The following is a 26,308-nucleotide window of genomic DNA, read 5'->3' on the forward strand; positions in this document are numbered from 1 at the left end:
GGAAAAAATGCTACACCATAGGAAATTCTTATCGTGGCGCGGAGTATTTTCGCAGCCAAATCTGATAGTGAAGCGCAAAGCAAAAGCTTACACTTACGCGCTGAAATGTCTTCGTTGGCGATAACCGGTGGGTCGAGTTTTTATGTCAAGGTGGTTAACTTTTTTATTAGTCTGCGTACTCGGTTTGGCGACATTGACGCCGACGTTAGCGTTGGCAGACGACAATGCAGCGTCCGGCGACGAGGGGCAACCTGCGCATCAAGTCAATGCCGCGCTTGAACTGCCGAAGATGCAAAAAATCCTCGACAAGATTAAGGGGCAAGTCTCCGGCGAAAGTAATGATGGCAAATTGGGGCAACTCAATGATATGTCGCTGGAGCTATCGGGGAATGCCGATACGCTGGGGCAGGCGCTGATCCCGCAGCGTGCGCAACTGGTCGCGCAACTGGCGGTATTAGGGCCAGCGCCGAAACCGAATAGCGGCGTGAAAGAGACGCCGGAGGTGACGCGTAAACGTCATACGCTGGAGGCGCAAAAAAGTAAGCTGGATGATCAGATAAAGCAGGCGGAAGCGATTAAAAATGGTTCGCTAAACCTGTCGGCGCAAATCGTCAATTTACGCCGTGATGCGCTAAAAACGCAGTTGGCGCGTAACTCTGGCAGTATCTTTAGCGCACATTTCTGGAGCCCGTTGCTGGGGAACTCGCAGGATAGCGATAAAATCAGCCAGTTTAGCGATGAGTTGGGCGCCACCATCGGGCTGTCCTGGGAGGATGGTTGGCGCGTTGGCACCATTGCCTGGTTTATTGCTGCGGTTTTGGTGGCTACGCTGGGGCGGCGCTACGGCGAAGAGTTCCTTGCCTGGATCAGCATCAATAAACTGCCGGAAGGGCGCTTGCGGCGGAGTTTCCTTGCTGCGGCAATCGCATTAACCACGCTGGCGGCGGTAGTGCTGGCGTTTAATTTCCTCGACCAGGCGTTTACCCGGCGGCAAGAGGTTTCCGATGAGGTGCAGGACTTTGTCGATAAACTGGTGCAGCTTAGTGTGTTTAGCGGGTTAATTGCCGGGCTGGGCCGCGCGTTTCTTTCTACCCGCCGTCCGTCATGGCGTTTGCCCGCCATGACCAATGAAGTGGCGCAGTCATTAAAACCCTATCCGCCGATTATTGCCGCGTTGGTGTTTGTTTTTCAGGGCGTGGAAGCGTTCAACAGCAGTGTCGGCACTAGCCTTGATACTACCGTCTTCGCCTATGGAATGACGGCGTTACTGATTGGCGCCATGGCGTTATCGATCAGTATCCGTTCCAATCGGGTGCGGCGGAAAGTCTTGCATGAGGGGCATCAGCCAGAGGTGAAGTCCACGCTGACCGGGCTGATTCAGATGGCCATTACCTTAACCGGGATTGCTATTCTGGTCACATTAGCCATCGGCTACGTCTCACTGGCACGCTTTTTGAGTTATGAGTTAGTGTGGACCGGGATTGTTTTAGGCTCCTTTTACTTGCTGAGCCATTTAATTAACGATGGTTGTGAAAGCTTGCTATCAACCAATAATCCTTCCGGTCGGCGCATCCAAAGTTCGTTAAATATTGATGAGCGCCACCTGGCCCAGGCGGCTGCGCTGCTGGCGGCGTTGGGCAAAACCGTGCTGATTCTGTTTGTTGTGGTGGCACTGCTAAACGGCACCTTTAGTACCTCAACCCCCATCGAGTTAATGCAAAAAGCGGTGGAGTTTTGGGGCGGGAAAGGGCTGGAATCGTTAAGTATCGTTCCGGCGCATTTGGTCAATGCGGTGCTATGTTTTATCGTCGGCATCTATGTGTTGCGGGCGATAAAACGCTGGCTGGATAAAGATTTCCTGCCGAAGACCACCATGGATATTGGTATGCGCGTCTCGCTGGTGACGCTGTTCAGCAATGTCGGCTATGTACTGGTTATTTTGCTGACGTTGTCGACCATGGGGCTCCAGTGGAACAAGCTGGCGTGGATCGTCAGCGCGTTATCGGTGGGGATTGGTTTTGGCTTACAGGAAATTGTGAAGAACTTTATTTCCGGCCTGATCTTGTTAACCGAACGTCCGGTAAAAGTGGGCGATCTGGTGAGTATTAGCGGTATTGAGGGTGATATTCGCCGGATCAATGTCCGCGCCACCGAGATTCAACTAAGCGATAAGTCGACGGTTATTGTACCCAACTCACAGTTGATCTCACAGAATGTGCGGAATGCCACCATGGGCAATGCGCAAGGGGTGGTGACCATTTTGCTGACGTTTCCGTTGGATATCGATCCGGTACGGGTACGCGAGATTTTGCTGGAAGTGTACAACGAGAACGAGCGCATTTTGGAAACGCCTGAACCCTCCGTCAGCTTTAAAGATTTGACCCCGGCGGGCATTGTGCTGAGCGTTACCGGCAATGTTGCCAGCCAGCGGCAAATTAGTGGCGCCAAGAGCGATCTGTTGTTCGATATTTTAACGCGCTTGCGTAAAGAGGGCGTGGTGTTGTCGAAACCACAAACTATGATCATTGAACGCAGTAAGTCGGGCAATGTGGTGGTTGATAAGCTTGAAGAGTAAGCCACACGGCTCACACCGTGAGGCGGGTTGTGATCATCGGGTCGGCATATTGTCGACCCGATTGGTTTATTGGTGTGGAGAATGGCAGTCGCAGCCACCCCAGTTTTTCGCTTTGGTGGTTTTGCCAATACCGGGGTTAAAGCTGTTGGTGGGATCTAACTGCTGATAAAACGCTTTGAGTTGCGGTTTTGCCTGATACAGATGGCCCACGTTGTGTTCTGCCGGATATTCCGCGCCTCGTTCCGTGAGGATCGCCAGCATTTTCTCTTTTAACGCATGCGCATCGACGCCTTTTTTCACAATATAGTCCTGGTGAAAAACGTGGCACATAAAGTGGCCGTAGTAGAGGCGATGTACCAGCGCGTCATCAAACTCTGGCGGCAGTTTTTCAAACCAGTGGCGATCGTTACGGCGCAGGGCGATGTCCAGCGCCAGAATATCTTCCACTTCCTGATGATGAACCGCGTGATAGCGCACCGCCGCGCCGGCAGCGGCAAAACGGTGTAAAAAGGCCTTGGCGCCTTCTTCTGCGTTGCACTCAAAGTATTCGCCGCCGCCCTCATTAAAGTACGCCTTCAGATAAGCGCGCGCTTCTTCGATTCCTTCACCGGACATTTTCAGCATTAAATGGTGCTCGAAACGATCGCGATAGTTTTTGAGGCGCTTCGGTAAGTGGGAAGGGAACAGGTGGCTAATTTTTTGCAACAGGCGATCGGTGAAGTTGGCGTTAAACAGCGGCAAGCGATTAAGTATGGCGTCAACTCGTCCTTTGAGCGTGAAAAACAGCGGCATTTTATCGGTACCGAGTTTATCGATCATCACAAAGGTGTCTTTACCGTAGACTTCGGCAATATCAAAAATATCGCGGTGCATATATTCACCGGCCACCGGTAAGTGTGTGAAATGGGCGAGAATATGGCGGCGGACATCATCCAGCACCGCGGTATCATTGGTGCCGATATAGAATACCTGCTGCTGTTTTTCGGTGACAAACGTATCCAGACGGACCGCAAATACCGCCAGTTTACCGGCGCAGCCCGAGGCTTCGAATAGACGGCGTGCATCGGCATTAAAGCGTGAAGGCGTATCGGCCTCGACGTCACGCACGCGGGTAGCGTAGTCACTATCAGAGGCGTGACGCTGATCGTATTTAACATCCTCGGGGCGCCAGTTTTCATCATCCAGGCGAGCCAGGATCTGTTCAGGCGATGTGCCAAGTTCGATACCGAGGTGGTTAACCAGTTTCAACTGACCGCGCTCATCAATTTGCGCAAATAGCGCCATCTCGGTATAAGCCGGCCCACGCTGTACCAGGGAGCCGCCAGAGTTATTGCAGATGCCACCCAGTACCGAGGCGCCAATGCAGGAGGAGCCAATTACCGAGTGGGGTTCACGTCCGAGCGGTTTAAGCGCTTTTTCCAACTGATAGAGAGTGCTGCCGGGGAAAGCGAGCACTTGTTTGCCTTTATCCAGCAGTTGAATTTTGTCCATCCGCAGGGTGCTGATGATGATAATGTCACGATCGTAATCATTACCCTTTGGCGTGGAACCTTCGGTTAGCCCGGTATTGGCGGCCTGCATTAAAATGATGGTATCGGCGGCCACCGCGGCTTTCAGGATGCGCCAGAGTTCCAGTAGCGTGCCGGGGAAAACCACCGCCAGCGCATCGCCTTGTCCTGAGCGGAAGCCTTTGCGATAGCGTTCGGTTTTTTTCGGGTCGGTAAGTAGATGGCTGCGTCCAACGATGCGGGTGAGTTCGGTGAGTAGGGCGCGGTTAGTGTCAGAGGCGGTGGCGTGAGCGTGCATATCCTTTGTCCTGTTATTTGTGACACAATCACTGTAGCACTCCTTGCCGGTTTGGTCATACATCGTGTGATGGGCGTATCTAATCAAAAATAAAGTCAATTTTTCTATGATCGGCTTCAAGATAGATGACTTTGATCTGTTTTCCTTTTTGTACTTGTGAAGCATAGAGTTGAGGGATCGTTGTTTGGAAGGATACAATTTCCTCTTGATTCTTTTGGTTTTTAAATGAAACAGTAAAAAAACCATTGATGCTTCCGGTTTCATTACCCGAAACTTGTTTAGATTCGATTATACTTGCCATGGTGGTTATTCCATGTCGAGTTAATACGCGATCGCGGTAGAATTGCTTACCAATGTAAAATAAGAAAGCCACTATGATGACGATAATAAAAGCTTCTTTCATATTAACCTCAGAAACGGATGTCTAATTGTGAAGCGCTATATTTTAAGGCGCCCAATGCTGCCTTTATTGCGTTCGTAAACTCTACGCGTCCATCTTTATTTGATATGTCGAAAAGTGTTTTATTAAAAGAAACTCCTTTTATTCCTGCACTAAAATTCGTCAGGGAAAAATCAACCCCTTTAAACGAGGCGGAAGCTATTTTGACTGTGACATTATCGTTTATAAATTCATACACTTTATTGGAGCTGGTTTCTTTCTTTTGGTCATTGTGTTCAAAATGTGGTGAATCGATAAAAACCTTACTATCACTTTTTAGAGTAATCAATTCAGGGCTATAAATATTAACGCTGCCGTGGGTAACGCTCTGCGTCCAGCTTCCATTTATGGTGATATTAACATCGCCGCTAATTGTCTCAGTCTTACCGCCCGATATGATGGTGAGTTTTTCTCCTTTACCTATATTGACACTACGCGTCCCGGATAGCGTTTTTTGTTGATCACCTTCCAAGGATAGTGTTTGATTTCCAGTAATGTAGCATTCTTCGCCATCGGTAATGCTCTCTTTACGCCCGCCCGCCGTTACGCTCAGCGTCCTGCCATTATTAAACGTCTGGGTATCGTGCTGGTCCACCGTGGTCTCACGGGTGTCCTTATGATGGTAGCGGGTCGCCTTCTGAACCACCTCGGTGTGCGTCCCGTCCACCGTCACCTTTTTGTTATTCTCCACCGAGATATTCATGTCCCGCTCGGCGTGCATGTCAAACGACTCGCTGCCCAGACGGTCCTCGAAAAACAGGAAGCTGGCGTTGTCCTTCGTCCCGTTCTTGCTGCGCGACATAAACCCCATCTTCGTCGCGTCGTTCGGCAGGTCCCACGGCGGCAGGCTGTCCTCGTTGTACACCCGCCCGGTAATTATCGGCCGGTCCGGGTCGCCGTTGATAAAGTCCACCACCACCTCTTCGCCAACCCGCGGCACCTGCACGCCGCCGTACTTCCAGCCCGCCCACGCGCTCGACACCCGCACCCAGCACGAACTGGTGTCGTCCCCGCTGGCGTAGCGGTCCCAGCGGAACTTCACCTTCACCCGCCCGTACTTATCGGTCCAGATAGGCTCCCCCTGCGGCCCCACCACCTCGGCGGTCTGCGGCCCGTAGGTGCGCGGCCACGCCGTCCCGCGCTCCGGCCGCCAGTTCAGCTCCGCCGGCACCACCGTAAAGGTGGTCCGGTGCTCGCCCTGCTGGTCGCCGCCGCTGGCGTAGTGGTTTTCGGTAAACAGGTAGCTCGCCCCCACCGTCAGGTACTCGCCCTCGTCCTCACGCCGCGGCGCGCGGATAAAGTTAAACACGAAACCCGGCGCCAGGCCGGTTGACGTCGCCTCCCCGCCCATCTGTTCGTGCTGCGCCGCCAGCTCCTGCTGGCGCACCCGCACGTAAAACTGCCCGTGCTGATGGTCGGTAAAGCGCCCCGGCCAGTCGTACACTTCGGTCTGCTTCGCCGCCTGCGGCCCCGGGTTCTGCCGCGCCTCGAACAGCCGCGCGCGCGGCTTGCGGAAGTCATAATCGTCGTGGCTGTACAGCCCCGGCGTGATGGCCCCGGTCACGCTCCAGCCCTGAATCCCCTCCGCCTTCACCCGCATCTCACCTTCCGGCTGGTTGTACGGAATAGCCTCATACCCCGGCAGCGCCTTGTGCGCGTCCGGCGCGTCGGCCAGCACCAGCGTCTGTTCGCCCTGTTCGTGGCGGAAGTAGTAATAAATGCCCTCGTGCTCCATCAGGCGGCTGATAAAATCCAGGTCGCTCTCGTTGTACTGCACGCAGTAGCCCCACTGCCGGTATGAGCCGGTCAGCCGGTTTTCAAACGGGATCTGATAGTCGTTCAGCAGGGTGCTGACGATGTCGGGAACCGTCTTCTCCTGCCAGATGCGGAAGTCGCGGTTCTGCTCCAGGTACCACAGGGCGGGGTTGATGGTGGCGCGGTAGATGTAGTAACGGTCGCCGTGCGGCTCGCGCCCCGCCAGCGTCATGCGGGTGATAAAGCCGCTCAGGTAGCGCGGCGTCAGCGGGTTGCTGCGGATTTCCACCGTCAGCGGCTGCCCCAGCAGCGCCTTCAGGTCGAGATTATTGGCCGGGCAGAGCAGCTCCACCTCAAAGGCGTACACGCGGGAGAGGTGTTCCTTGCCAGAAAGCGACTTAAATAGCAGTTCTTCCGGGCTGGCCGGGACGTGCGCAATAATAAGACGATCCATTAATAAAACTCCTTTTCTTAAGCGCTGAACGCGCCGATTAACATCCTGTTAATTACATATATTACTGATTATATTAATAATAAATAAATTACTTACCACTATACGCTTGAAATATTTTGAAGTAAATATTCATATTTATGGGTGGCTATCTTGCGTAAACCTGGCGCCGCGTCACGTCGCGCAGCAATTTTGGCTACCGAGGGGCGATAGCGCGCAGCGACAGGATAACTACCTGCTATTCTCAACTTGTGGCACACTCTGATGATTCGCCGTACCGGCAAACAATAACTTCTTTTTGTGCAGTGACTTGAGAGAAACCAACCTAATGAAATGGATTTGCTCTGTTAGCCTTGCTGTCTCGCTGGCGATACAGCCTGCTTTCGCCGAAGACCTGTTTGGTCCTCATGCTTTAACGCCCGAAGCACGCGATGCGTTTGTGACGCAACTTCTGAAAAAAATGACGCTTGATGAAAAAATCGGCCAGCTCCGTTTAATCAGCGTCGGACCGGATAATCCGAAAGAAGCCATTCGCGAGATGATCAAACATGGGCAAGTGGGGGCGATCTTTAACACCGTTACCCGGCCAGATATTCGCGCGATGCAAGATCAGGTGATGCAGCTTAGCCGTCTGAAAATTCCTCTGTTTTTCGCCTATGACGTGATCCATGGTCAGCGCACGGTATTCCCGATTCCGTTAGGGCTGGCGTCCAGTTGGGATTTAGATGCCGTGGCGCAGGTTGGGCGGATCTCCGCCTATGAAGCGGCGGATGATGGCCTGAATATGACGTGGGCACCGATGGTGGATGTGAGCCGCGAGCCGCGCTGGGGCCGAGTATCAGAAGGTTTTGGCGAGGACACCTATCTCACCGCCGAGATGGGGCGCACGCTGGTGAAATCCATGCAGGGTAAAAGCCCGGCAGATCGCTACTCGGTGATGACCAGCGTCAAGCACTTTGCGCTGTATGGCGCGGTAGAGGGCGGGCGTGACTATAACACGGTAGATATGAGCCCGCAGCGCATGTTTCAGGACTATTTACCGCCGTATAAAGCCTCGCTGGATGCGGGTAGCGGCGGGGTCATGGTGGCGCTTAACTCGATCAACGGCGTTCCCGCCACCGCCGATAGCTGGCTGCTAAAAGATCTGCTACGTAAGCAGTGGAAATTTAAAGGCATTACCATTAGCGACCATGGCGCCATCAAAGAGTTAATTAAGCATGGCGTGGCCAGCGATCCACAGGATGCGGTGCGTATTGCGCTGAAATCCGGCGTGGATATGAGTATGAGCGATGAGTTTTACAGCAAATATTTGCCGGGTCTGGTGAAGAGCGGCGCGGTGAGCGAGCAAGAGATCGACGATGCGGCTCGCCACGTGCTGAACGTTAAATATGATATGGGGCTGTTTAACGATCCGTACAGCCACTTAGGGCCGAAAGGTAGCGATCCGGTCGATACTAATGCGGAAAGCCGTTTACATCGCCCGGAAGCGCGCGATGTGGCGCGTAAGAGTATTGTGCTGTTGAAAAACCGCCTGGAAACGCTGCCGCTGAAAAAAGCGGGCACCATTGCGGTGATTGGGCCGTTGGCGGATAGCCAGCGCGATATTATGGGCAGTTGGTCAGCCGCCGGGGTGATAAAGCAATCCGTCACGCTGTTACAGGGCATTAAAAATGTTGCCGCCGACAAAGCCACCATTTTGTATGCGAAAGGCGCTAACGTCACCGACAACAAAGGTATTCAGGATTTCCTGAATATCTACGAAAAAGCCGTAACAGTGGACCCGCGTCCGCCGCAGCAAATGCTGGACGAGGCGGTGGCGACGGCGAAAAAGGCTGATGTGGTGGTGGTGGCGGTGGGCGAAGCACAAGGCATGGCCCATGAAGCCTCCAGCCGCAGTGATATCACTATTCCGCCAAGCCAATTAGCGCTGCTGCGCGCGTTAAAAGCCACCGGTAAGCCGCTGGTAATTGTGTTGATGAACGGGCGTCCGCTGGCATTAGTCAGTGAAGATCAGTATGCCGACGCCATGCTGGAAACCTGGTTTAGCGGCACCGAAGGTGGCAATGCGATTGCCGACGTGCTGTTCGGCGACTATAACCCATCCGGCAAATTGCCGGTGTCGTTCCCGCGCTCAGTCGGGCAAATTCCGATTTATTACAACCATTTGCCAACCGGTCGCCCGTATAACTTCGAAAAACCGAACAAATACACCTCGCACTATTATGATGCGGCGAATGGGCCGCTGTATCCGTTTGGCTATGGCCTGAGTTACACCCGCTTCACGGTCTCACCGGTGACGCTGTCGGCTAACACGCTGACGCGTAATGGTTCGATCAATGCCAGCGTGAAGGTGACTAATATTGGTCAACGCGATGGCGCGACGGTCGTGCAGCTCTATCTACACGATCAAACCGCCAGTATTAGCCGACCAGTGAAAGAGCTGAAAGGCTTTAAGCGTATTATGCTCAAAGCGGGCGAATCACAAACGGTCACTTTCCCGATCGATGTTAATGCGTTGAAATTCTGGAACCAGCAGATGCAGCAGGTGGCGGAGCCGGGCAAGTTTGACGTCATGATTGGTCTTGATTCCGTCCGCACGCAAAATACGGAATTCAGCTACCAGTAACATGGAATCATTACGGGAGCGGATTCAGCGTCAGGTGTTTCGCCTGAATGGCCTGGCGCTGAATGAATTTGATATTTCCCAACCGCCGGGCGATCCGGGGCTATTCGGCCCGGATAGCGTCATCTGGCCGGTACATGGTGACTTTACCGCCATGTTGTGCGGCGGTGTAAGCGCACTATTGATGCAAATGCTGCATCCTTCGGCGCTGGCGGGCGTATGGGACCATTCCACCTTTCGTCAGGATATGATTGGCCGCTTAAGCCGCACCAGCCAATTTATTGCCGTCACCACTTTCGGTAACCAGGCCGATGCGCAGACGCTGATTGAGCGGGTTAAGCGCATCCATCTACGGGTAAAGGGCGTGGATGCCTATGGCAATCCGTATGCTGCCAGCGATCCGGCGCTGTTAACGTGGGTTCATGTGGCTGAAACCAGTCGTTTTCTTGCCGCTCATCTGCGCTATAAAAACCCGGCATTAAGCGCGCAGGATCAAGACCGTTACTATGCGGAAACCGCCAGGGTAGCGGAGGCGTTAGGGGCGCAAGCGGTGCCGAAGAGCCGCCAGGCGGTAGAGGAGTACCTGGTGATGATGCAGCCACAGTTGCGCTGCGATTGCCGGGTACGCGAAGTTACCCAGTTGCTAATCAACGCGCCGGCCCCTTCGTGGCAGGCCCGACCGGTGATGAAAACCCTGATACTGGCCGGCATTCTGTTACTGCCAGTGTGGGCGCAACAGCAATCCGGGTTTCACTTCTCTGCGCTACGGTGCCACAGTATTGATCTTCGGGTGGCCGCGATCGCTAAATTTCTGCGTTGGGCGGTGACCAATGGCACCTATCCGCGTGCGATGCGACGCATGGGGCGCAATATTTGAGAGTTTTACCCTTGTCCGGGCGTGGCATAACGCGGGATCCTGCTCTATTCTCGGGGAAAAAGGATCCCTCCACGTTACGTCGAGGCGCTATGAGACATTCAGATCTGATTGTTGAAGTCACCAATCAGCAACAAACACTGACCGCCGTCATTGAGCAAAATGAGCGCGCCGCCTATTTCTATATCTGGCCTGCGGAACCGTTCCGTACCCGGTTTGCGGTACGTGGTTGCTGGCTGCGTAATCTGTTGCCCGCACCGGCACAGGAAGATCGTGAGGCGATGGAGCAGGGAATTGCGCCGCTATTAAGCGCTGAATATTGTCGCACGCTGGAAGCCGAGCCGCCGCTTGATCCTGCCGGTTTACAAATTATCTGGGAGCCGACCGATGACGGTGCGGCGGTCTGGTATCAAGGTCAACTGTTGGCGGTCATTCCTGGCTGGAGCCTTTATCAGGATCAGCAGGTCAGTTTTTCCGCGGGCTGTATTAAAGAAAACCGCCTGACGGCCCCGTTGGGTTCAGCCTCTACCAACACCTGGTATGCTCAGGCAGAGCAACACCGCCTGTTCTGGCGGGACTGGCACGACGGTCATTTGTGGGAGCCGGTTCAACGCGAACTACTGCGCTGTTATGAGGCGCAATACGGCCAATCAGTGAAATATTATTCTATTGACCAGGGCAACTGGCCGCCGATGGCGATTTCACAGCATTATCATCAAGATGTGTGGTACTTCCTCACGCTGGGCATGAGTATTCGCCCAATGCCGTGGGTGGATTTCCTGTATGAGGATCTGGCGCCGCAGCATCGCCGGACAGAGTTGGCGATGGCGATTGACGCCAATGTGATGACGGAAGAGAACGCAGTACAAATGGCCAGCGCGCTGGCAAGTTTTGCCCACTTGCCGTGGGCGCAACTGAACTGGGTAGGTGAAGGGCATCTGGTCACTTCCTCGGTAGCGCCGGTGGGGTTTGAAGGCTTTATTCTTTCCAGTGCGCTTGGTCAGCAGGGCGGGCAGTTTGCGTTGCCAAAACGCGAAGGCGAGCGAGTTAATCTACTTTGGACTGCGCCGGTGACCACCGCAGAACGTGAGTTTGCTGAGAGCGATGAATGGGCGGGAAATCAACTGATTACCCGTTTGCTTGAAGCGGGCGCTAACCATATTTTCCGGCCGCGTCAGCAGGTGGTCGAAGGGCAAAGCTAAGTTTCCTTTTCTCCGGGTCAAACCACGGCCCGGAATATTTTGATCTCCTCAGGTAAATAGTCTCAAGTTCCTTCTTTTTGCGCCGTTAACTCGGATCGGGCAATAGCGCCTTTTTCCAGTGAAATGGTGTGGTCATGTTAAAAACAACGCAATCCCGCTTCATGGTTTCCATCATCGCGTTTTTTATTGCGCTGTTGGTGATTACCGTTGTGGTTATCAAACTCTTTGTCGCACCGCAGTTAACCGCCAATGAAAGCCGGCTGATCCGCTATGAAGTTGATGCGCTGGCAGCACGGATTGTTGAGCAGATGAACCGCGTGCAGGCGCAACAACGCAGCATTACCGAAGCCGCGGCGGTGATGGATAGCGCCGCCATTGATAGCTTGTTGCCGGTGCTGGTAAACCAATATCAGGATGCGAACGTGTTTGGCGGCGGCATCTGGCCATTACCGCACCAACGAGATGCATCACGGGAAAAGTTCAGCACTTTCTTTGCGCGCGATAGTAGCCAGCAATTGAAAGTCAATACCTACTGGAACACCGACGCCGCCGATAAATATTACCAACAGCCGTGGTATAAAGCGGGCCTGGCAGCGGCAAAAGGCACCTGTGCCTGGGCAAATGCCTATCAGGATGCGGCGAGCCCGCAGCCGCGTACCAACTGTGCGATGGGGATTTATCGCGATGGTAAAGCGTGGGGCGTGGCGACCATTGATGTGACGCTCGGTTTCTTTAACCATTTGGCGAAAGAGATGGGAGACGTGATTCATGGGCGAGTGTTAATTGTCGAGGCCAACGGTGAAGTGGTTGGGAACGCGGCCTTAGTCGGCGGTGAGGCGAAGCTGGAAAATTTAAACGATCTGTCATTACCGATGGCGGCGCCGTTAAAATCGTTGTTGGTGAACGCCGGTTCACAACCGACACAGCGTGTTTATCGCGCCAAAGATGGTGGTCACACACTGTTTCTACAGCCGATTGCCGGTAGTCCATGGTATCTCGCCAGTGATGTTCCTTCCGCGCTGCTGATGGCGCAGACGCACGGCATTCTGGCGCGCATCGGAATGGTGCAAATTCCGTTAGCGTTGATCCTGTTGCTGGTACTACTCGGTTTTGTGCGTGCGATGATGAAACGTTTGCACGGGCTGAACACCAATATTCTGGCATTGTCGACCGGCGGAGCCGATCTCACCCAACGCCTGCCCGCCAGCACTAGCCCGGAATTTAACGCGGTGGCGCAAAGCTTCAACCAGTTTATCGCTTATCTACAAGGGTTGATGCGCCAGGTTGGCGATAGCGCATTAGCGATTACCGGCGCCTCACGCGAGATTGCTGGCGGCAATCTCGACCTCTCTTCTCGCACGGAAGAACAGTCCAGTTCAATTGTGGAAACTGCCGCCTCAATGGAGGAGTTAACCGGCACGGTACGACAAAACGCGGATAATGCCACACACGCCAACCAACTGGCGGGGGAAGCTGCAAAAGTGGCGGAACGCGGAACGGAAGTGGTACGCCAGGTGGTGGAGACAATGGGTGAAATTCATCTCTCCTCACGTAAGGTGGTGGATATTATCAGCGTGATCGACAGTATTGCTTTCCAAACCAATATCCTGGCGCTTAACGCGGCGGTTGAGGCGGCGCGCGCTGGCGAACAGGGGCGTGGCTTCGCGGTGGTCGCGGCGGAAGTGCGTAACCTTGCGCAGCGCTCCGCCAACTCCGCGCGTGAGATTAAAAAGCTGATTGAAGAGTCGGTCGCGAATATTGACGCCGGTAGCCATCTGGTCGAACAGGCAGGGCAAACCATGGATGAATTGATGCGAGGCGTAGGGAATGTGACCGCCTTAATGAGTGAGATTATGTCCGCCAGCCGTGAGCAGAGTATGGGGATTGAACAGGTTAATTTGGCGATTAACCAGCTCGATAGCACCACCCAGCAAAATGCCGCATTGGTTGAGCAAGTCTCTGCTGCCGCACAGGCGATGGAAGAGCAGAGTGTGCAACTGGAGCAGGTGGTAAACAGCTTTAAGTTATAAAAACACCTGAATAAAAACCGCCGGTCACGCGTTAGCGTACGGCGGTTTTTTTTAACCCTTTTTCAGTGGTTTATCGTGGCGATTTTATTTTTCGGTATAGATTGTTATAAATTCGCACGATTTTGTACCGCAATCACCATAGAGGTTGTGCCAAAATAGATGGGATAAATCTTAGGGAGTTTGCATGTCTGAGATAGAAGTTATTCTGGTTGACCACCTTGACCGGCCAACCGGTAAGATGGAAAAGCTGGCGGTACACCAGCAAGGTCTGCTGCATCGGGCGGTCACGGTTTACGTGTTCAATTCCCGTCATCAGCTATTGTTGCAACGCCGCGCCAGTCAGAAATACCACTGCGGCGGTTTGTGGAGTAATACCTGCTGCGGTCATCCTTATCCCCATGAATCCACGCGTGATGCGGCGCAACGCCGCCTGCGTGAAGAGATGGGGCTGCACCTTGCGCTCACCCCAATTTTCGAGCTTAGCTATAACCTCGCGATGAGTAATGGTTTAACCGAGCATGAATATGGGCATGTGTTCTTCGCCATCAGCGACCGCTTGCCGGAGATCAATCCGGACGAGGCTGATGCCTGGCGTTATGAAACGCTTGACGACATCAGCCGCGATGTGGCGAAAAATCCTGCGGACTTTACGCCGTGGTTTTTGCATACCTTTGCCCGTATTCCCGGTTATTTTGCTGAGTTTGTCAGTGAGCCCGTGGCGGCAAAGTCTTCGGCATCGACATCGTAGCCTGACGGCTCCCAGCGAATCACCACCAGGGCGACCAGACCGGCAAGCGGCGCCAGCGCGATAACCCAAAAGACACCGGTATCCAGCGCTGCCGACAGCAACGGAAACAGGAAAAGTGACAGGGTAGAGCTGGCGCGCATCAATGTCTGGTTAAAACCGACGCCAACACCGCGTAACGAAGTCGGATAGCTGAGCGACGCATAAGTCATGGTGTGAGAGCCGGGGCCAAAACCCTGTCCGAGTAAAAATAACGCCAGCATACCGATGGCGGTCGCCGCCTGGGTGACACTCTCCGGGCGCCCGATTAACGCCAGCCCGATCAGCGCGATCAACTGGAGTGCATAGCCTGGCACCGTCATTTTCCATGCGCCGAAGCGTGGCACCAGCCGCACGGCGAGCACGCCGCCAACAAAAGCAAACAGCAAATTTAGCGCCAGTGACACCAGAATAGTGGTTAGCATTGATTGTGCGAGGAAGCTGGATAAAATCACCGGCAGGCCAAAAGCCACCGCATTGTAAGCGAAGGAAGACGCAATCGAGATAATGGTTGCCAGCACCGTGCGGCGCAGGTACACCCCTTGCAATAACACCGCGTAATTGCGCCAACCCGCGCGCCGCGTCGGCGTGGCGACAGTGGTATCGGCATCCGGCGCGACATCGGCATTAATCCCCCACGATGCACGCAGAATCGCGGCGGCGCCTGCCAGGTTCCCCTGGTTGGCCGCCCAAACCGGCGATTCGCTCATATAACGGCTGCGAATGGCAATAATCACCAGCGCGGGTACCGCGCCAAAGCCAAGGATTAAGCGCCACATCCAGTCGGTATGGCTTTCCGGCAACACCGCGTACAGCAGTAATACCAGCAAATAGGAGATGCTGATTGCCGCATACCAGGTGGGGCACCACATGGCAATACTGGCCGCCTTATTCCCACGTCCTTTTAACCGGGAAAACTCCGCCAGAAAGGCCATCGCAACCGGTAAGTCGATCCCGACACCCAGCCCCATGACGAAACGTGCGCCAGCCAGCACATACTCATTAGGCGCAAAAGCGCAGGCCAAGGCGGCAATCACAAAAAAGAACATATCGGCCATAAAGACCCGATAACGTCCGATTTTATCAGTGAGATAACCGCCGATTAACGCGCCGACAATTGCCCCGAAAGTAATGGCCGAGGCCACCATACCGGTTCCGGCCGGCGTAAGATGAAATTCGCGTGTGACATCCTTAATGCCGAATGCCAGTGAACCGAGATCGTAAGCATCGAGAAAAACGCCACCCAGCGCGATAGCGATGACGATATTGGCATTTTTACGTGCCTGTGTACTGTTGTTCACCAACTGTGAAACGTCAGCCGCGCTGCGTATCCATTCGGTTTTTCCCGCTGGTTTTTCCCCTGTGAGCGCAACGTGCGCCGAAGATGTCTGTTCCGTCATGATGTTAGGCTTTTTTATTTAAGTGGACCCTGAGCATAATCGTCAGACGCCGATGATTAAATTCCATCTGGTTATAAGTTAAAACAAAAACTGATTTGCCAGCTTATGCGCTAAAGGTCAGATTTCCTGAGGTCAAACACAAAAAGGTCACCGGCGCGGCGTTTATGTGGTTTTGCGCTACGCTTGTAGAGCGCCCTGGCAACAGGCATGACACTGACTAAAAGGATAAACATGATGGACTTACCTCGTTTGCGTCGCGGTTTAGTGGGGTTTACCGCTTTAATGACGCTGGCAGGAGCCGCGCATGCCGCCGACCCGGTGCGCGTGGGCTCTAAAATTGATACCGAAGGGTCACTGTTGGGAAACATTATTTTGCAGGTGCTGGATAAACACGGCGTCAAAACCGTCAACAAAATCCAGTTGGGTACCACGCAAGTGGTGCGCGGAGCAATCACCTCCGGCGAACTGGATATTTATCCGGAGTACACCGGCAATGGCGCGTTCTTTTTTAATGATGAAAAGGATGCGGCATGGAAAAACGCTCAGGCCGGTTATCAGAAAGTGAAGCAACTTGACCAACAAAAAAATCATCTGGTCTGGTTAACACCGGCTCCGGCAAATAATACCTGGACCATTGCGTTGCGCGGAGATGTGGCGCAGAAAAATAAACTCAACTCGCTGGCTGATCTAAGTCAGTATTTGAAGTCCGGTGGCGAGTTCAAGCTGGCGGCCTCGGCGGAATTTATTGAACGCGCGGATGCCTTACCTGCATTTGAGAAAGCCTATGGCTTTAAGCTTAGCCAGGATCAACTGCTGTCGCTGGCGGGCGGCGATACCGCCGTGACAATTAAAGCTGCCGCGCAGCAAACCTCCGGCGTGAATGCCGCCATGGCATATGGCACCGATGGGCCGGTAGCGGCGCTGGGGCTGCAAACCCTGAGCGATCCGAAAGGTGTGCAGCCCATCTATGCACCGGCGCCGGTGGTGCGTGAAGCTGTGCTAAAACAATATCCGCAGATGGAAAAATGGCTGCAACCGGTGTTTGCGACGCTGGATGAAAAAACCTTGCAGGGGCTCAACGCGAAAATCGCCGTCGACGGTCAGGACGCGAAGAAAGTGGCGGCGGACTACCTGCAACAGAAAAAATTACTCTAATCTTTCTTTATTGACCTGAGCCGGAGGCGGGATTCTCCTCCGGCAAACGGAGACATTTTGCGTATCACAATTCATAACCGTGTGTTACTGCTGCTGACTGTGCTACTGATTGTGGCGATGGTCGCTTTTCCCTTTCTCAATTTTGCGCCTAATCGCCTCGTCTCGGGACAACCAGTGTCATTAAGTCAGGCGATGCACGGTGTCAGTTGGCTGCTGCTGTTACCGCTCCCGCTGTTATTCCTGCTGGCCTGGTGGCCAACGCATCGCCTCCCGCTGGCGCTAGTAGTGATCCTAAGCGAAATTTTACTGACCTCGTTGGTGGCATTAAGTGGCCAACACGCCGCGCGGCTCGCCTCGGAAGGCAGCGCATTGGCCCGTACCTCATTTGGTAGCGGCTTATGGATTGCCGCCGCGCTCTGCTTATTGATTGCCGCCGATGCGCTGACACGCTTAACGCGTAGCGCGTTATGGCGTTTGCTGCTTAATGCGCAAATGTGGTTACCGATTGTCGCGTTGTTACTGATGGGGCAATTAGATCAACTGGCCCTATTGAAAGAGTACGTTAATCGGCAGGATGTGTTCGACCAGGCGTTCAGCCGCCATATTCTGCTGCTATTTGCCACGCTGATCCCGGCATTGCTGATGGGGATTCCATTGGGATTGCTTTGCTACCGTAAGGCGCACGTACAGTCAGTGGTGTTCGCGGTGTTGAATATTATCCAGACGGTGCCCTCGGTGGCGCTGTTCGGTTTATTGATTGCGCCATTAGCCGGGCTGGCAAAGGCTCTCCCTTGGTTGGGCGACCTTGGCGTGAGCGGTATTGGCCTTGCGCCAGCGCTCATTGCCTTGGTGCTGTATGCGTTATTACCGCTGGTGCGTAGCGTGGTGGCTGGATTACAACAGGTACCGACCGAGGTGCTGGAAACCGCGTGGGGGATGGGCATGACCCGCGCGCAAATTTTCTGGCACGCGGAAGTACCGCTGGCATTGCCGGTATTATTGAGCGGGTTACGCGTGGTAACCATACAAACCATCGGTATGGCGGTGATCGCTGCGCTCATCGGCGCCGGTGGGTTTGGCGCAATTATTTTCCAGGGGCTGTTAAGTAGCGCACTGGAGTTGGTTTTGCTGGGCGTTATCCCGGTGATTGTGATGGCGGTGATCGTCGACGCATTGTTTAAATTTTTGATTTCTGTGCTGGAGGCGAAGCACTCATGATCCAATTCAACCAGGTCAGCAAATACTTCGACGGCAACGCGGCGGTCAGCAACCTGACGCTGAATATTGATGAAGGTGAGTTTACCGTATTGATTGGCACCTCAGGCTCCGGTAAATCGACCACCTTAAAAATGATCAATCGGATGATTGAGCATGATGAAGGCACCATCAAATTCGCTGGTGAAGAGATTCGCCGCTTCAATGCCCAGGCATTGCGCCGCCGGATGGGATATGCCATTCAGTCGATCGGCTTATTTCCCCACTGGACGGTGGAGAAGAACATTGCCACGGTGCCTGCCTTACTCAACTGGCCAAAAGCACGCATTCACGAGCGCGTCGGTGAGTTATTAGCCTTACTCAATCTGGACGACGATTTTCGCCACCGTTATCCGCACCAACTGTCCGGTGGGCAGCAGCAACGGGTCGGGGTGGCGCGGGCGTTAGCGGCCGATCCGGAAGTGCTGTTGATGGATGAACCGTTCGGTGCGCTTGATCCGGTGACGCGTAGCGCATTGCAACAGGAAATTATCCGTATCCATCAGCTTTCCGGGCGCACCATTGTGCTGGTGACGCACGATATTGATGAAGCATTAGTCTTGGCGGATAGCATTGTCTTGATGGATGGCGGGCGCGTGGTTCAGCAAGGGAAACCGATTGAGCTATTAACGCGACCGGCCAATGAGTTTGTGCGTGATTTCTTCGGGCGCAGCGAGTTAGGCGTTCGGCTGTTGTCGTTGGGACATGCCGGCGCGGCGGTTCGCCGTGGTGAATGGCTGGAAGGCGAGCCGATTGAGGAAACGCTCACGTTGCGCGAAGCGTTATCGCAGTTCATCGCTCGTCAGACGGATAGGTTACCGGTAGTTGATAAACAGCAGAAGCCGTTGGGCGTGCTGCATTTTAGCGATCTACTACGGCAGCGGGAGGCATTATGATCCGGCTGCTACGCTCGCCGTTACTGTGGTTGGCGGCGCTGTTCATCGCGCTGTTACTGGCGATGCCGTATAGCGGGCCGCTGTTCGCGCACTGGTTCCCTCAGTTAGAACGTCCGCTTTATTTACAGGATAGCTTTAGCCAACTGGCCGTGGCGCATATTGAACTGGTGGCGGTCTCCAGCTTGCTCGCCATTGTGATTGGGATGGGGGCCGGCATTCTGGTTACCCGTCGCGCCGGGCGGGAATTTCGTTCGCTGGTTGAAACCCTCGTCGCCGCCGGGCAAACCTTCCCACCGGTAGCGGTGCTGGCAATAGCCGTGCCGGTCATCGGTTTTGGTGAGCAACCGGCGATTATTGCGTTGTTGCTGTATGGTTTATTGCCGATTTTGCAAGGTACGCTCGCGGGCATTGGCGCGGTACCGGCCAGTGCGCGTGATATTGCCGAAGGCGTTGGAATGCATCCGTGGCAGATTTTATGGAAAGTGGAGCTTCCGCTGGCGGCGCCGGTGATTTTGGCGGGCGTGCGTACCTCGGTAATTATTAATATCGGCACGGCAGCGATTGCATCGACAGTTGGGGCGAAAAGTTTAGGAACGCCGGTGATTATCGGCCTGAGCGGCTTTAATACCGCCTATGTAATACAGGGCGCTATTCTGGTCGCGTTATTGGCGATTGTGACTGACCGGTTGTTTGAGCGGCTACTACGTTGGCTCAACCGGCATGCAGAATAATGGTATAGCCGACCAGCATCAGTCCGCCCATGCCGCCAAGGGCCATGATTAGAAACAGCGTGATAACCGCAATTTTTTGCCAGTTCATTACGTAACGACTCATCACAAAAGAAAAGAGGGCGGATGATAACGCGATCCGTCCTCTCATACCAGGCGATTTGCGGCATACACCATCTGATTAGTCGGCTGCCGCTATGGTAAAACCGGCTTGCTGCCACTGTTCGAGCTGTTCTTGTTGACGTTGGGTCAGTTTTTTACCGGTCCAGACAAACAGTTGCAGGCCAGGAAACAGATCGGGCCGGGGGTTTTCCAGCGGTTCCGCCAGTACGTCAATACGCCATCCCTGTTGTGATAAGCGCCACGCCTCCAGCCACAGCCGCGGACGATCCTCGCTGTTCCAGCCGATCAAGAGTGCGTCTTTACCGGGTTTTTTGCGTTCAGCGGTAAGGCAAAATGCCACGTAATCAATGAGTGCGCCATCCAAAAAACTACATAGTGCGCGGGCGGTATTTTGTTCCAGGCCCAGCCGCTGGCGCACCGGGAGGATCACATGATCAATCAGGGTATCGGCCGGATTTTCACGGCCCATAGTGGCGATTTTGGCGCGCAGTTTTGACGGTTTGACCTGGCGTAGCACCGCGACCAACTCCTCCTGCAAGCGGGTCCAGCCATCGTGAGTATCAAGCACTTCACCTTCAAGCAGCGCTTTCACTTTACCGACTGGCACGCCGCTTTCTACCCAGCGCTTTATCTCTTCGATGCGGCGAATATCCTGATCATCAAACTGCCGGTGGCCGCCTTCGCTGCGCTGTGGTTTCAACAGCCCGTAACGCCGCTGCCAGGCGCGCAGCGTCACGGGATTAATGCCGCAACGTTCGGCGACTTCCCCAATGCTATAACGGGTCATTCAATTCCTCGGGTGTACAACTTACTACTATAACGTTAGCGGAGCTTGCCATTCCTGTACAATATTTTTTTATTTGTACAATTTAACCAACAGATTTGTGGCATGGTCTTCTCTTCGGGAGAAATTATGACGTAATATCAGAGCAGATAAACCCCCGGAACGAGATAAAGTGAGCGGGTTATCATTTGATTAACCAACGAGGAAGGGAGCAGAGCGTGTTCGAAAGTCTCGGTATTATCAACCTTTGGACCTATCTGGCCGGTTTACTGTTTATTGTATTATTACCGGGGCCAAACTCTCTTTACGTGCTGAAAACCGGCGCATCGCGCGGTATTAAAGCCGGTTATAAGGCGGCAACCGGGGTCTTCCTGGGTGATGCGATTTTGATTTTCCTTGCCTATATCGGCGTCGCATCGCTGATTAAAGCCTCTCCGCTGTTGTTTAATACCGTGCGTTATCTGGGCGTTGCCTATCTGCTCTGGTTGGGAATAAAAATTTTTCACGCCAATTTTCTCAGCAAAAAACCGCAGAACGCCGCGGCGGAAATTCATAGCGAGCGCATTTTCCGTAAGGCGCTGATTCTGAGTCTGACCAATCCGAAAGCGATCCTGTTTTATGTCTCTTTCTTCGTTCAGTTTATCGACTATAGCTACCCGCATACGTGGATTTCGTACAGCGTACTGGCGCTTTTCCTTGAGGCCTTTAGCTTTATCTATCTCACAGTGCTGATTATTGGTGGCACGGTGCTGGCGGCATTCTTTGCGCGCCGTAAGGCGCTAGCGAAAGTCGGCAATGGGCTGATTGGGTTTTTGTTTATTGGTTTTGCCGTGCGTTTGGCTACGCTAAGTGCTTAATACCTTGCTGCCGCGCCGTAAATCTGCGCTTTCAGGCTGACGCTGAAACGATACTGTGTAAAAATACAGGTCAATTCAGCAGAGACCGGACATTATGGCGTTAACCGCAGCGTTAAAAGCGCAAATCGGCGAGTGGTACAAAGCCCTTCAGCAACAGGTGCCGGATTTTATTCCGCGTTCACCGCAGCGCCAGATGATTGCCGAAGTGGCGAAAACGCTGGCGGGCGATGACGGGCGTCATCTGGCGATTGAGGCGCCGACCGGCGTGGGGAAGACGCTAGCTTACCTGATCCCGGGTATTGCCGTGAGCCGGGCAGAAGAGAAACCGCTGATTGTGAGTACCGCTAATGTGGCCTTGCAAGATCAAATTTTCAGCAAAGATTTGCCGCTACTGAAAAAAATCATTCCGGAACTTAAATTCACCGCTGCTTTTGGACGTGGGCGTTATGTCTGCCCGCGCAATCTCTCCGCGTTGGCGACCGATGCTGATAAGCAGGGGGATTTACCGCTGTTTCTTGACGATGATCTCACCGCCAGTAAAGAGGAGCAGGCGCTGTGTGTGCGGCTGGAAAAAAACCTCAATCGTTATCAATGGGATGGGCTGCGCGATCATTGCGATGAGGCGATTGATGATGGCCTGTGGCAGCGGCTTAGCACCGATAAAGCTAACTGCCTGGGGCGTAATTGCCACTGGTTTCGCGAATGTCCGTTTTTTGTCGCGCGGCGTGAAATTGAACAGGCCGATGTGGTGGTGGCTAATCACGCGTTAGTGATGGCGGCACTGGAAAACGAATCGGTTTTGCCGCCGGCGAAACAGTTATTGCTGGTGTTGGATGAAGGGCACCATTTGCCCGACGTCGCGCGTGATGCGCTGGAAATGAGTGGCGATATTACGCCCGGCTGGAACGCGCTCCAGCTCGATCTTTTTGTGCGCCTGGTGGAGCAATGCATGGCGCAATTTCGGCCAAAATCGCCGCCGCCATTAGCCAATATTGAACGCCTGAAAGGGCATTGTGAGGAAGTACGCGAACACTTACAGATGCTGGCAACTTTACTTAGCGGCCTACTGCCACTGGCGGAAAGCGAGGCGGAGTATCGTTTCGAGATGGGCAAACTGCCGGAAGCGGTTCTGACCCTTTGCGCACGTTTATATAAACTGAGCGACGCGCTACGCGGCCTGGCGGAGGCGTTATTAAACGATCTGAGTGAAAAGACCGGCCAGCATGATGTGGTACGTTTGCATCGCACCCTCATGCAGATGAACCGTACCTTTGGCTGGTTCGAAGCAATGAGTAAATTGTGGCGGCTGGCGGCGATGGAGCAGGCCTCCGGCGCGCCGGTCTCGAAATGGGTGACGCGTGAACTACGCGAAGGCAACCCCCATTTGCTGCTGCACTGCGCCGGTATCCGCGTAAGCGATCAACTGGAAAAACTGCTGTGGCGTAAAGTACCGCATGTGATTTTGACCTCCGCCACGCTGCGCTCTCTCAACAGTTTTCACCGGCTTCAGGAAATGTCCGGCCTCAGTGAGAAGCCAGGTGACCGCTTTGTGGCGCTCGACTCGCCGTTTCGCCACGTCGAACAAGGGAAGTTGATCATTCCGCAAATGCGTTACGAACCGCTGATGGCCACTGAAGCGCAGCATATTGCGGAAATGGCGCATTTTTTCCGGCAACAGATAAGCCTTGGTAAGCACAAAGGGATTTTGGTGTTGTTTGCCAGCGCCCGCGCGATGCAGCTCTTTCTCAGCCAGGTTACCGCGCTGCGGTTAATGATGTTAGTGCAGGGCGATCAGCCGCGCTACCGGCTGGTGGAGTTGCACCGCCAACGCGTGCAACAAGGCGATACCAGTATCTTGGTTGGGCTACAATCTTTTGCCGAAGGGCTGGATTTAAAAGGCGAGCTGCTCTCCCAAGTGCATATTCATAAAATCGCTTTCCCGCCGGTGGACAGTCCGGTAATTTTGACGGAAGGAGAATGGCTGAAAAGCCTGCGACGCTATCCATTTGAGGTGCAGAGTCTACCCAGCGCCTCTTTTACCTTGATACAACAGGTGGGGCGTCTGATCCGTAGCCATGACTGCTTTGGCGAGATTGTGATTTACGATCGGCGGCTGATCAATAAACCCTACGGCGCACGCTTATTAAAGGCATTGCCGGTGTTTCCGATTGAACAACCGGCGATGCCGGAAGGGGAAATTCGGCTTCAGACGCCCAAAAAAGCGCCACGTACAACGAAAGTCGCGCGGCGCAGTTAACCTTTTTGCAGGAACACGCTTAATGCTGCTGTACACCAAAATCATTAAAGAAGTCGGGCGCGGTAAAAATCACGCACGGGATATTGATTTCGATACCGCGCGCGCGCTGTATCGCGCGATGCTGGCAGGAGAGGTGCCGGATCTGGAGTTGGGTGCTTTGCTGGTGGCTTTCCGCATTAAAGGAGAAGGTGAACAGGAGATGCTCGGGTTTTATCAGGCAATGCAGGAGAGCATGATGCGTCTTACGCCGCCAGCCGGTCAACCGATGCCGGTGGTCATTCCGAGTTATAATGGCGCCCGTAAACAGGCCAACCTCACGCCGCTACTGGCGTTGCTGCTCGCCAAACTGGGCTTTCCGGTGGTGGTGCACGGCATCAGCGAAGATCCGACGCGCGTGACCAGCGAAGCGGTCTTTGCGGCGCTTGGCGTCGCGCCAGCGCGTGATGCGCAAGAGGCGCAGGCGAAACTGAATGCCGGTGAAGCGGTCTTTATCACCATTGATACGTTGTGCGCGCCAATGGCGAAGCAGTTAGCGCTACGCTGGCGGCTGGGGGTAAGAAGCAGCGCTCATACGCTGGCGAAGCTGGCAACGCCGTTCGCTGAGCGGGCCGCGTTGCGTTTATCCAGCGTTTCCCATCCGGAGTATATTCCACGCGTGGCTACCTTCTTTAGTGCAATTGACGCGCCGGCGTTACTGCTGAATGGAACCGAGGGTGAGGTTTACGCCAATCCGTTGCGGTGTCCGTCGATTAACCTGGTAACGGGCGACGCCGCCGAGCCGCAGGTGTTACTCGCACGCCAGCAAGAGAGCGATGCGCAACTGCCAGCGGCAAAAGATGCCGCAACCACCGCCGCATGGATTCAGGCGGTCATCAATAAAACCCTGCCGGTGCCGCAAGCGTTACGTGGGCAAGTCGCCTGCTGTTTGGTGGCGACCGGGCGCAGCGAGACGCTTGAGGAAGGCTTCGCATTGCTGACAGCGGCAGGATATTAAGCGCCAGATGGCGGCGCTAACACTGTTTCAACCAAGTGTTGCCAGAGGGCAATGCCCGGACCGATGAGCGCATCATTAAAATCATAAAAAGCGTTGTGTAACGGCGCTGACGGAGTGTCGCCATCGGCACCAAGCCACAAATAGGCACCCGGGCAAGCTTCCAACATACAGGCAAAATCTTCCGATGCCATGGAGGGATTCACTTCCCAGTGAACGTTTTTTTCTCCAACCAGGCGACGGGCCGTCTGCGCAACTTGCTGCGCCTGGTGCGGATGGTTTTGCGTCACCGGATAACCCGCATACCAGTGGATATTGCCCTCCACCGCAAAAGGGCGCGGCAGCGTGGCGACAAACTCCTCAATCAGCGCGCGTACCTTGCTGCGCACCTCAGGTTGCAGACAGCGCACTGTCCCACGTAGCGTGACGGTTTCCGGGATGACATTAATCGCTTCACCGCCGCTAATTTGCGTGACGCTCACAACCGAAGAAGCCAGCGGCGAAAGGCGGCGCGCCGGGATGGTTTGTAGCGCAAGGATCAGCTCTGCCGCTGCAACAATCGGATCGGCGCCGCTTTCCGGCATCGCGGCATGGCAGCTTTTACCGGTGAGGGTAATTTCAAACGAGTCGAGGGAGGCCATCATCGCGCCGCTATTGATAGCGACCTGCCCGAGCGGCAGCCCCGGCCAGTTATGTAGTGCGTAAATGGCATCCATCGGAAACCGCGTAAATAACCCCTGTTCGACCATTTTCCGCGCGCCGCCGAGGTTTTCTTCCGCGGGTTGAAAGACAAAGTGTACCGTACCGCTAAATCGCCGGGTTTCCGCCAGCCATTTCGCCGCCGCCAGCAGAATAGCGGTATGCCCATCATGCCCGCAGGCATGCATCACGCCAGATTGCTGCGAGTGCCAGGCGGGTTGCCCCAACTCGGTAATTGGCAGTGCATCCATATCGGCGCGCAAGCCGATAACCGGGCCGGCGCCGTTTTCCAGCGTGCCTACTACGCCAGTTCCGGCAAGGCCGGTATGCACCTGAAGGCCAAAAGCGCGCAATTGGTCAGCGACAAACCGTGCCGTTTTTTGTTCCTGATACCCCAATTCCGGCTGCGCGTGCAGTTGGCGGCGCCAGCCGATAGCTTCTTCAGTCAGTGAAGCGGGAACGGTCATAAGCGGGCGTTTCTCCTTGTAAAGGGGGTGTTTCTACCGCGCAGCAACGCGGCAAGTCCAGCGTTTCACTGTAGTGGTAATCAGGGGGCGGCGTCTATCGCTGTTGGCGGAAAATCGACGTTATTGTGCGGGGTAACAGTAATCAGCTAAACGGGACG

The 26,308-nt window shown here is 54.3% G+C and carries 20 protein-coding genes; 13 read left to right on the forward strand and 7 right to left on the reverse strand.

Annotated elements, in window-relative coordinates; genetic code table 11:
• Positions 1-142 precede the first annotated feature (142 nt).
• A complete protein-coding gene (locus tag PMPD1_RS07790; RefSeq protein ID WP_173633500.1) occupies positions 143-2,575 on the forward strand; it encodes a DUF3772 domain-containing protein in 2,433 nt (810 codons plus the stop codon).
• A 66-nt stretch (positions 2,576-2,641) separates the two neighbouring features.
• Here PMPD1_RS07790 and dld read toward each other — a convergent pair whose 3' ends face one another.
• From dld to PMPD1_RS07805, 3 genes are all read right to left on the reverse strand, one after another.
• Positions 2,642-4,381 (reverse strand): D-lactate dehydrogenase, encoded by a 1,740-nt coding sequence (gene dld, locus PMPD1_RS07795; RefSeq protein ID WP_173633501.1) that lies wholly within the window; start codon positions 4,379-4,381, stop codon positions 2,642-2,644.
• Between the two features lie 79 nt (positions 4,382-4,460).
• Complete coding sequence (locus PMPD1_RS07800) at positions 4,461-4,784, reverse strand: DUF3592 domain-containing protein (protein WP_173633502.1); 324 nt, start codon at positions 4,782-4,784, stop codon at positions 4,461-4,463.
• A 7-nt stretch (positions 4,785-4,791) separates the two neighbouring features.
• Positions 4,792-7,029 carry a type VI secretion system Vgr family protein gene (locus PMPD1_RS07805; RefSeq protein ID WP_173633503.1) on the reverse strand — a complete coding sequence of 746 codons (2,238 nt, stop codon included), beginning with the start codon at positions 7,027-7,029 and terminating at the stop codon, positions 4,792-4,794.
• A 325-nt stretch (positions 7,030-7,354) separates the two neighbouring features.
• On the opposite strand from PMPD1_RS07805, the gene bglX reads away from it, so the two are divergent.
• From bglX to idi, 5 genes are all read left to right on the forward strand, one after another.
• Positions 7,355-9,652: a beta-glucosidase BglX gene (gene bglX / locus PMPD1_RS07810; protein WP_173633504.1), complete on the forward strand. Its 2,298-nt coding sequence runs from the start codon at positions 7,355-7,357 to the stop codon at positions 9,650-9,652.
• A 1-nt stretch (position 9,653) separates the two neighbouring features.
• Positions 9,654-10,526 (forward strand): oxygenase MpaB family protein, encoded by an 873-nt coding sequence (locus tag PMPD1_RS07815; RefSeq protein WP_173633505.1) that lies wholly within the window; start codon positions 9,654-9,656, stop codon positions 10,524-10,526.
• An 89-nt stretch (positions 10,527-10,615) separates the two neighbouring features.
• A complete protein-coding gene (locus PMPD1_RS07820; protein WP_173633506.1) occupies positions 10,616-11,725 on the forward strand; it encodes a suppressor of fused domain protein in 1,110 nt (369 codons plus the stop codon).
• 134 nt (positions 11,726-11,859) lie between these two features.
• Positions 11,860-13,755, forward strand: coding sequence for a methyl-accepting chemotaxis protein (locus tag PMPD1_RS07825; protein WP_173633507.1), 1,896 nt, complete (start codon positions 11,860-11,862; stop codon positions 13,753-13,755).
• Positions 13,756-13,939: 184 nt separating this feature from the next.
• Positions 13,940-14,503, forward strand: coding sequence for an isopentenyl-diphosphate Delta-isomerase (gene idi, locus PMPD1_RS07830; RefSeq protein WP_173633508.1), 564 nt, complete (start codon positions 13,940-13,942; stop codon positions 14,501-14,503).
• On the opposite strand, the gene PMPD1_RS07835 is transcribed toward idi, so the two are convergent.
• Positions 14,443-15,939 carry an MFS transporter gene (locus PMPD1_RS07835; protein ID WP_173633509.1) on the reverse strand — a complete coding sequence of 499 codons (1,497 nt, stop codon included), beginning with the start codon at positions 15,937-15,939 and terminating at the stop codon, positions 14,443-14,445. The two genes, idi and PMPD1_RS07835, sit on opposite strands and share 61 nt — an antisense overlap.
• A gap of 282 nt (positions 15,940-16,221) precedes the next feature.
• Between PMPD1_RS07835 and osmF the strand changes: the two genes are divergently transcribed.
• Genes osmF through PMPD1_RS07855 form a run of 4 tightly spaced genes read left to right on the forward strand, consistent with a single transcriptional unit; the run spans position 16,222 to position 19,975 of the window.
• On the forward strand, positions 16,222-17,094 hold the full coding sequence (gene osmF, locus PMPD1_RS07840) for a glycine betaine ABC transporter substrate-binding protein OsmF (protein ID WP_354292890.1): 873 nt from the start codon (positions 16,222-16,224) through the stop codon (positions 17,092-17,094).
• 57 nt (positions 17,095-17,151) lie between these two features.
• Positions 17,152-18,312, forward strand: coding sequence for an ABC transporter permease (locus PMPD1_RS07845; protein ID WP_354292816.1), 1,161 nt, complete (start codon positions 17,152-17,154; stop codon positions 18,310-18,312).
• Positions 18,309-19,244, forward strand: coding sequence for an ABC transporter ATP-binding protein (locus PMPD1_RS07850; RefSeq protein WP_173633511.1), 936 nt, complete (start codon positions 18,309-18,311; stop codon positions 19,242-19,244). Before PMPD1_RS07845 ends, PMPD1_RS07850 begins: the two co-directional genes overlap by 4 nt.
• Positions 19,244-19,975, forward strand: a complete 732-nt coding sequence (locus PMPD1_RS07855; protein WP_173636145.1) for an ABC transporter permease — start codon at positions 19,244-19,246, stop codon at positions 19,973-19,975. The genes PMPD1_RS07850 and PMPD1_RS07855 overlap by 1 nt, the downstream gene beginning before the upstream one ends.
• Here the strand turns inward: PMPD1_RS07855 and PMPD1_RS07860 are convergent.
• Together PMPD1_RS07860 and PMPD1_RS07865 are read right to left on the reverse strand one after the other, a co-directional pair.
• Positions 19,956-20,063 (reverse strand): protein YohO, encoded by a 108-nt coding sequence (locus PMPD1_RS07860; protein WP_173633512.1) that lies wholly within the window; start codon positions 20,061-20,063, stop codon positions 19,956-19,958. The genes PMPD1_RS07855 and PMPD1_RS07860 overlap by 20 nt on opposite strands.
• 90 nt (positions 20,064-20,153) lie before the next feature.
• On the reverse strand, positions 20,154-20,882 hold the full coding sequence (locus PMPD1_RS07865; protein WP_173633513.1) for a MerR family transcriptional regulator: 729 nt from the start codon (positions 20,880-20,882) through the stop codon (positions 20,154-20,156).
• Positions 20,883-21,097: 215 nt separating this feature from the next.
• On the opposite strand from PMPD1_RS07865, the gene leuE reads away from it, so the two are divergent.
• The 3 genes from leuE to ybiB all read left to right on the forward strand — a co-directional run bounded on the left by leuE (position 21,098) and on the right by ybiB (position 24,987).
• Positions 21,098-21,736 (forward strand): leucine efflux protein LeuE, encoded by a 639-nt coding sequence (leuE, locus tag PMPD1_RS07870; protein WP_173633514.1) that lies wholly within the window; start codon positions 21,098-21,100, stop codon positions 21,734-21,736.
• A 94-nt stretch (positions 21,737-21,830) separates the two neighbouring features.
• Positions 21,831-23,993: an ATP-dependent DNA helicase DinG gene (gene dinG / locus PMPD1_RS07875; protein ID WP_173633515.1), complete on the forward strand. Its 2,163-nt coding sequence runs from the start codon at positions 21,831-21,833 to the stop codon at positions 23,991-23,993.
• A gap of 25 nt (positions 23,994-24,018) precedes the next feature.
• On the forward strand, positions 24,019-24,987 hold the full coding sequence (gene ybiB / locus PMPD1_RS07880; protein WP_173636146.1) for a DNA-binding protein YbiB: 969 nt from the start codon (positions 24,019-24,021) through the stop codon (positions 24,985-24,987).
• Here ybiB and PMPD1_RS07885 read toward each other — a convergent pair.
• On the reverse strand, positions 24,984-26,150 hold the full coding sequence (locus tag PMPD1_RS07885; RefSeq protein ID WP_173633516.1) for a M20 aminoacylase family protein: 1,167 nt from the start codon (positions 26,148-26,150) through the stop codon (positions 24,984-24,986). The genes ybiB and PMPD1_RS07885 overlap by 4 nt on opposite strands.
• Positions 26,151-26,308: the final 158 nt, after the last annotated feature.

The sequence above is a fragment of the Paramixta manurensis genome (assembly GCF_013285385.1).
Classification (GTDB): domain Bacteria; phylum Pseudomonadota; class Gammaproteobacteria; order Enterobacterales; family Enterobacteriaceae; genus Paramixta; species Paramixta manurensis.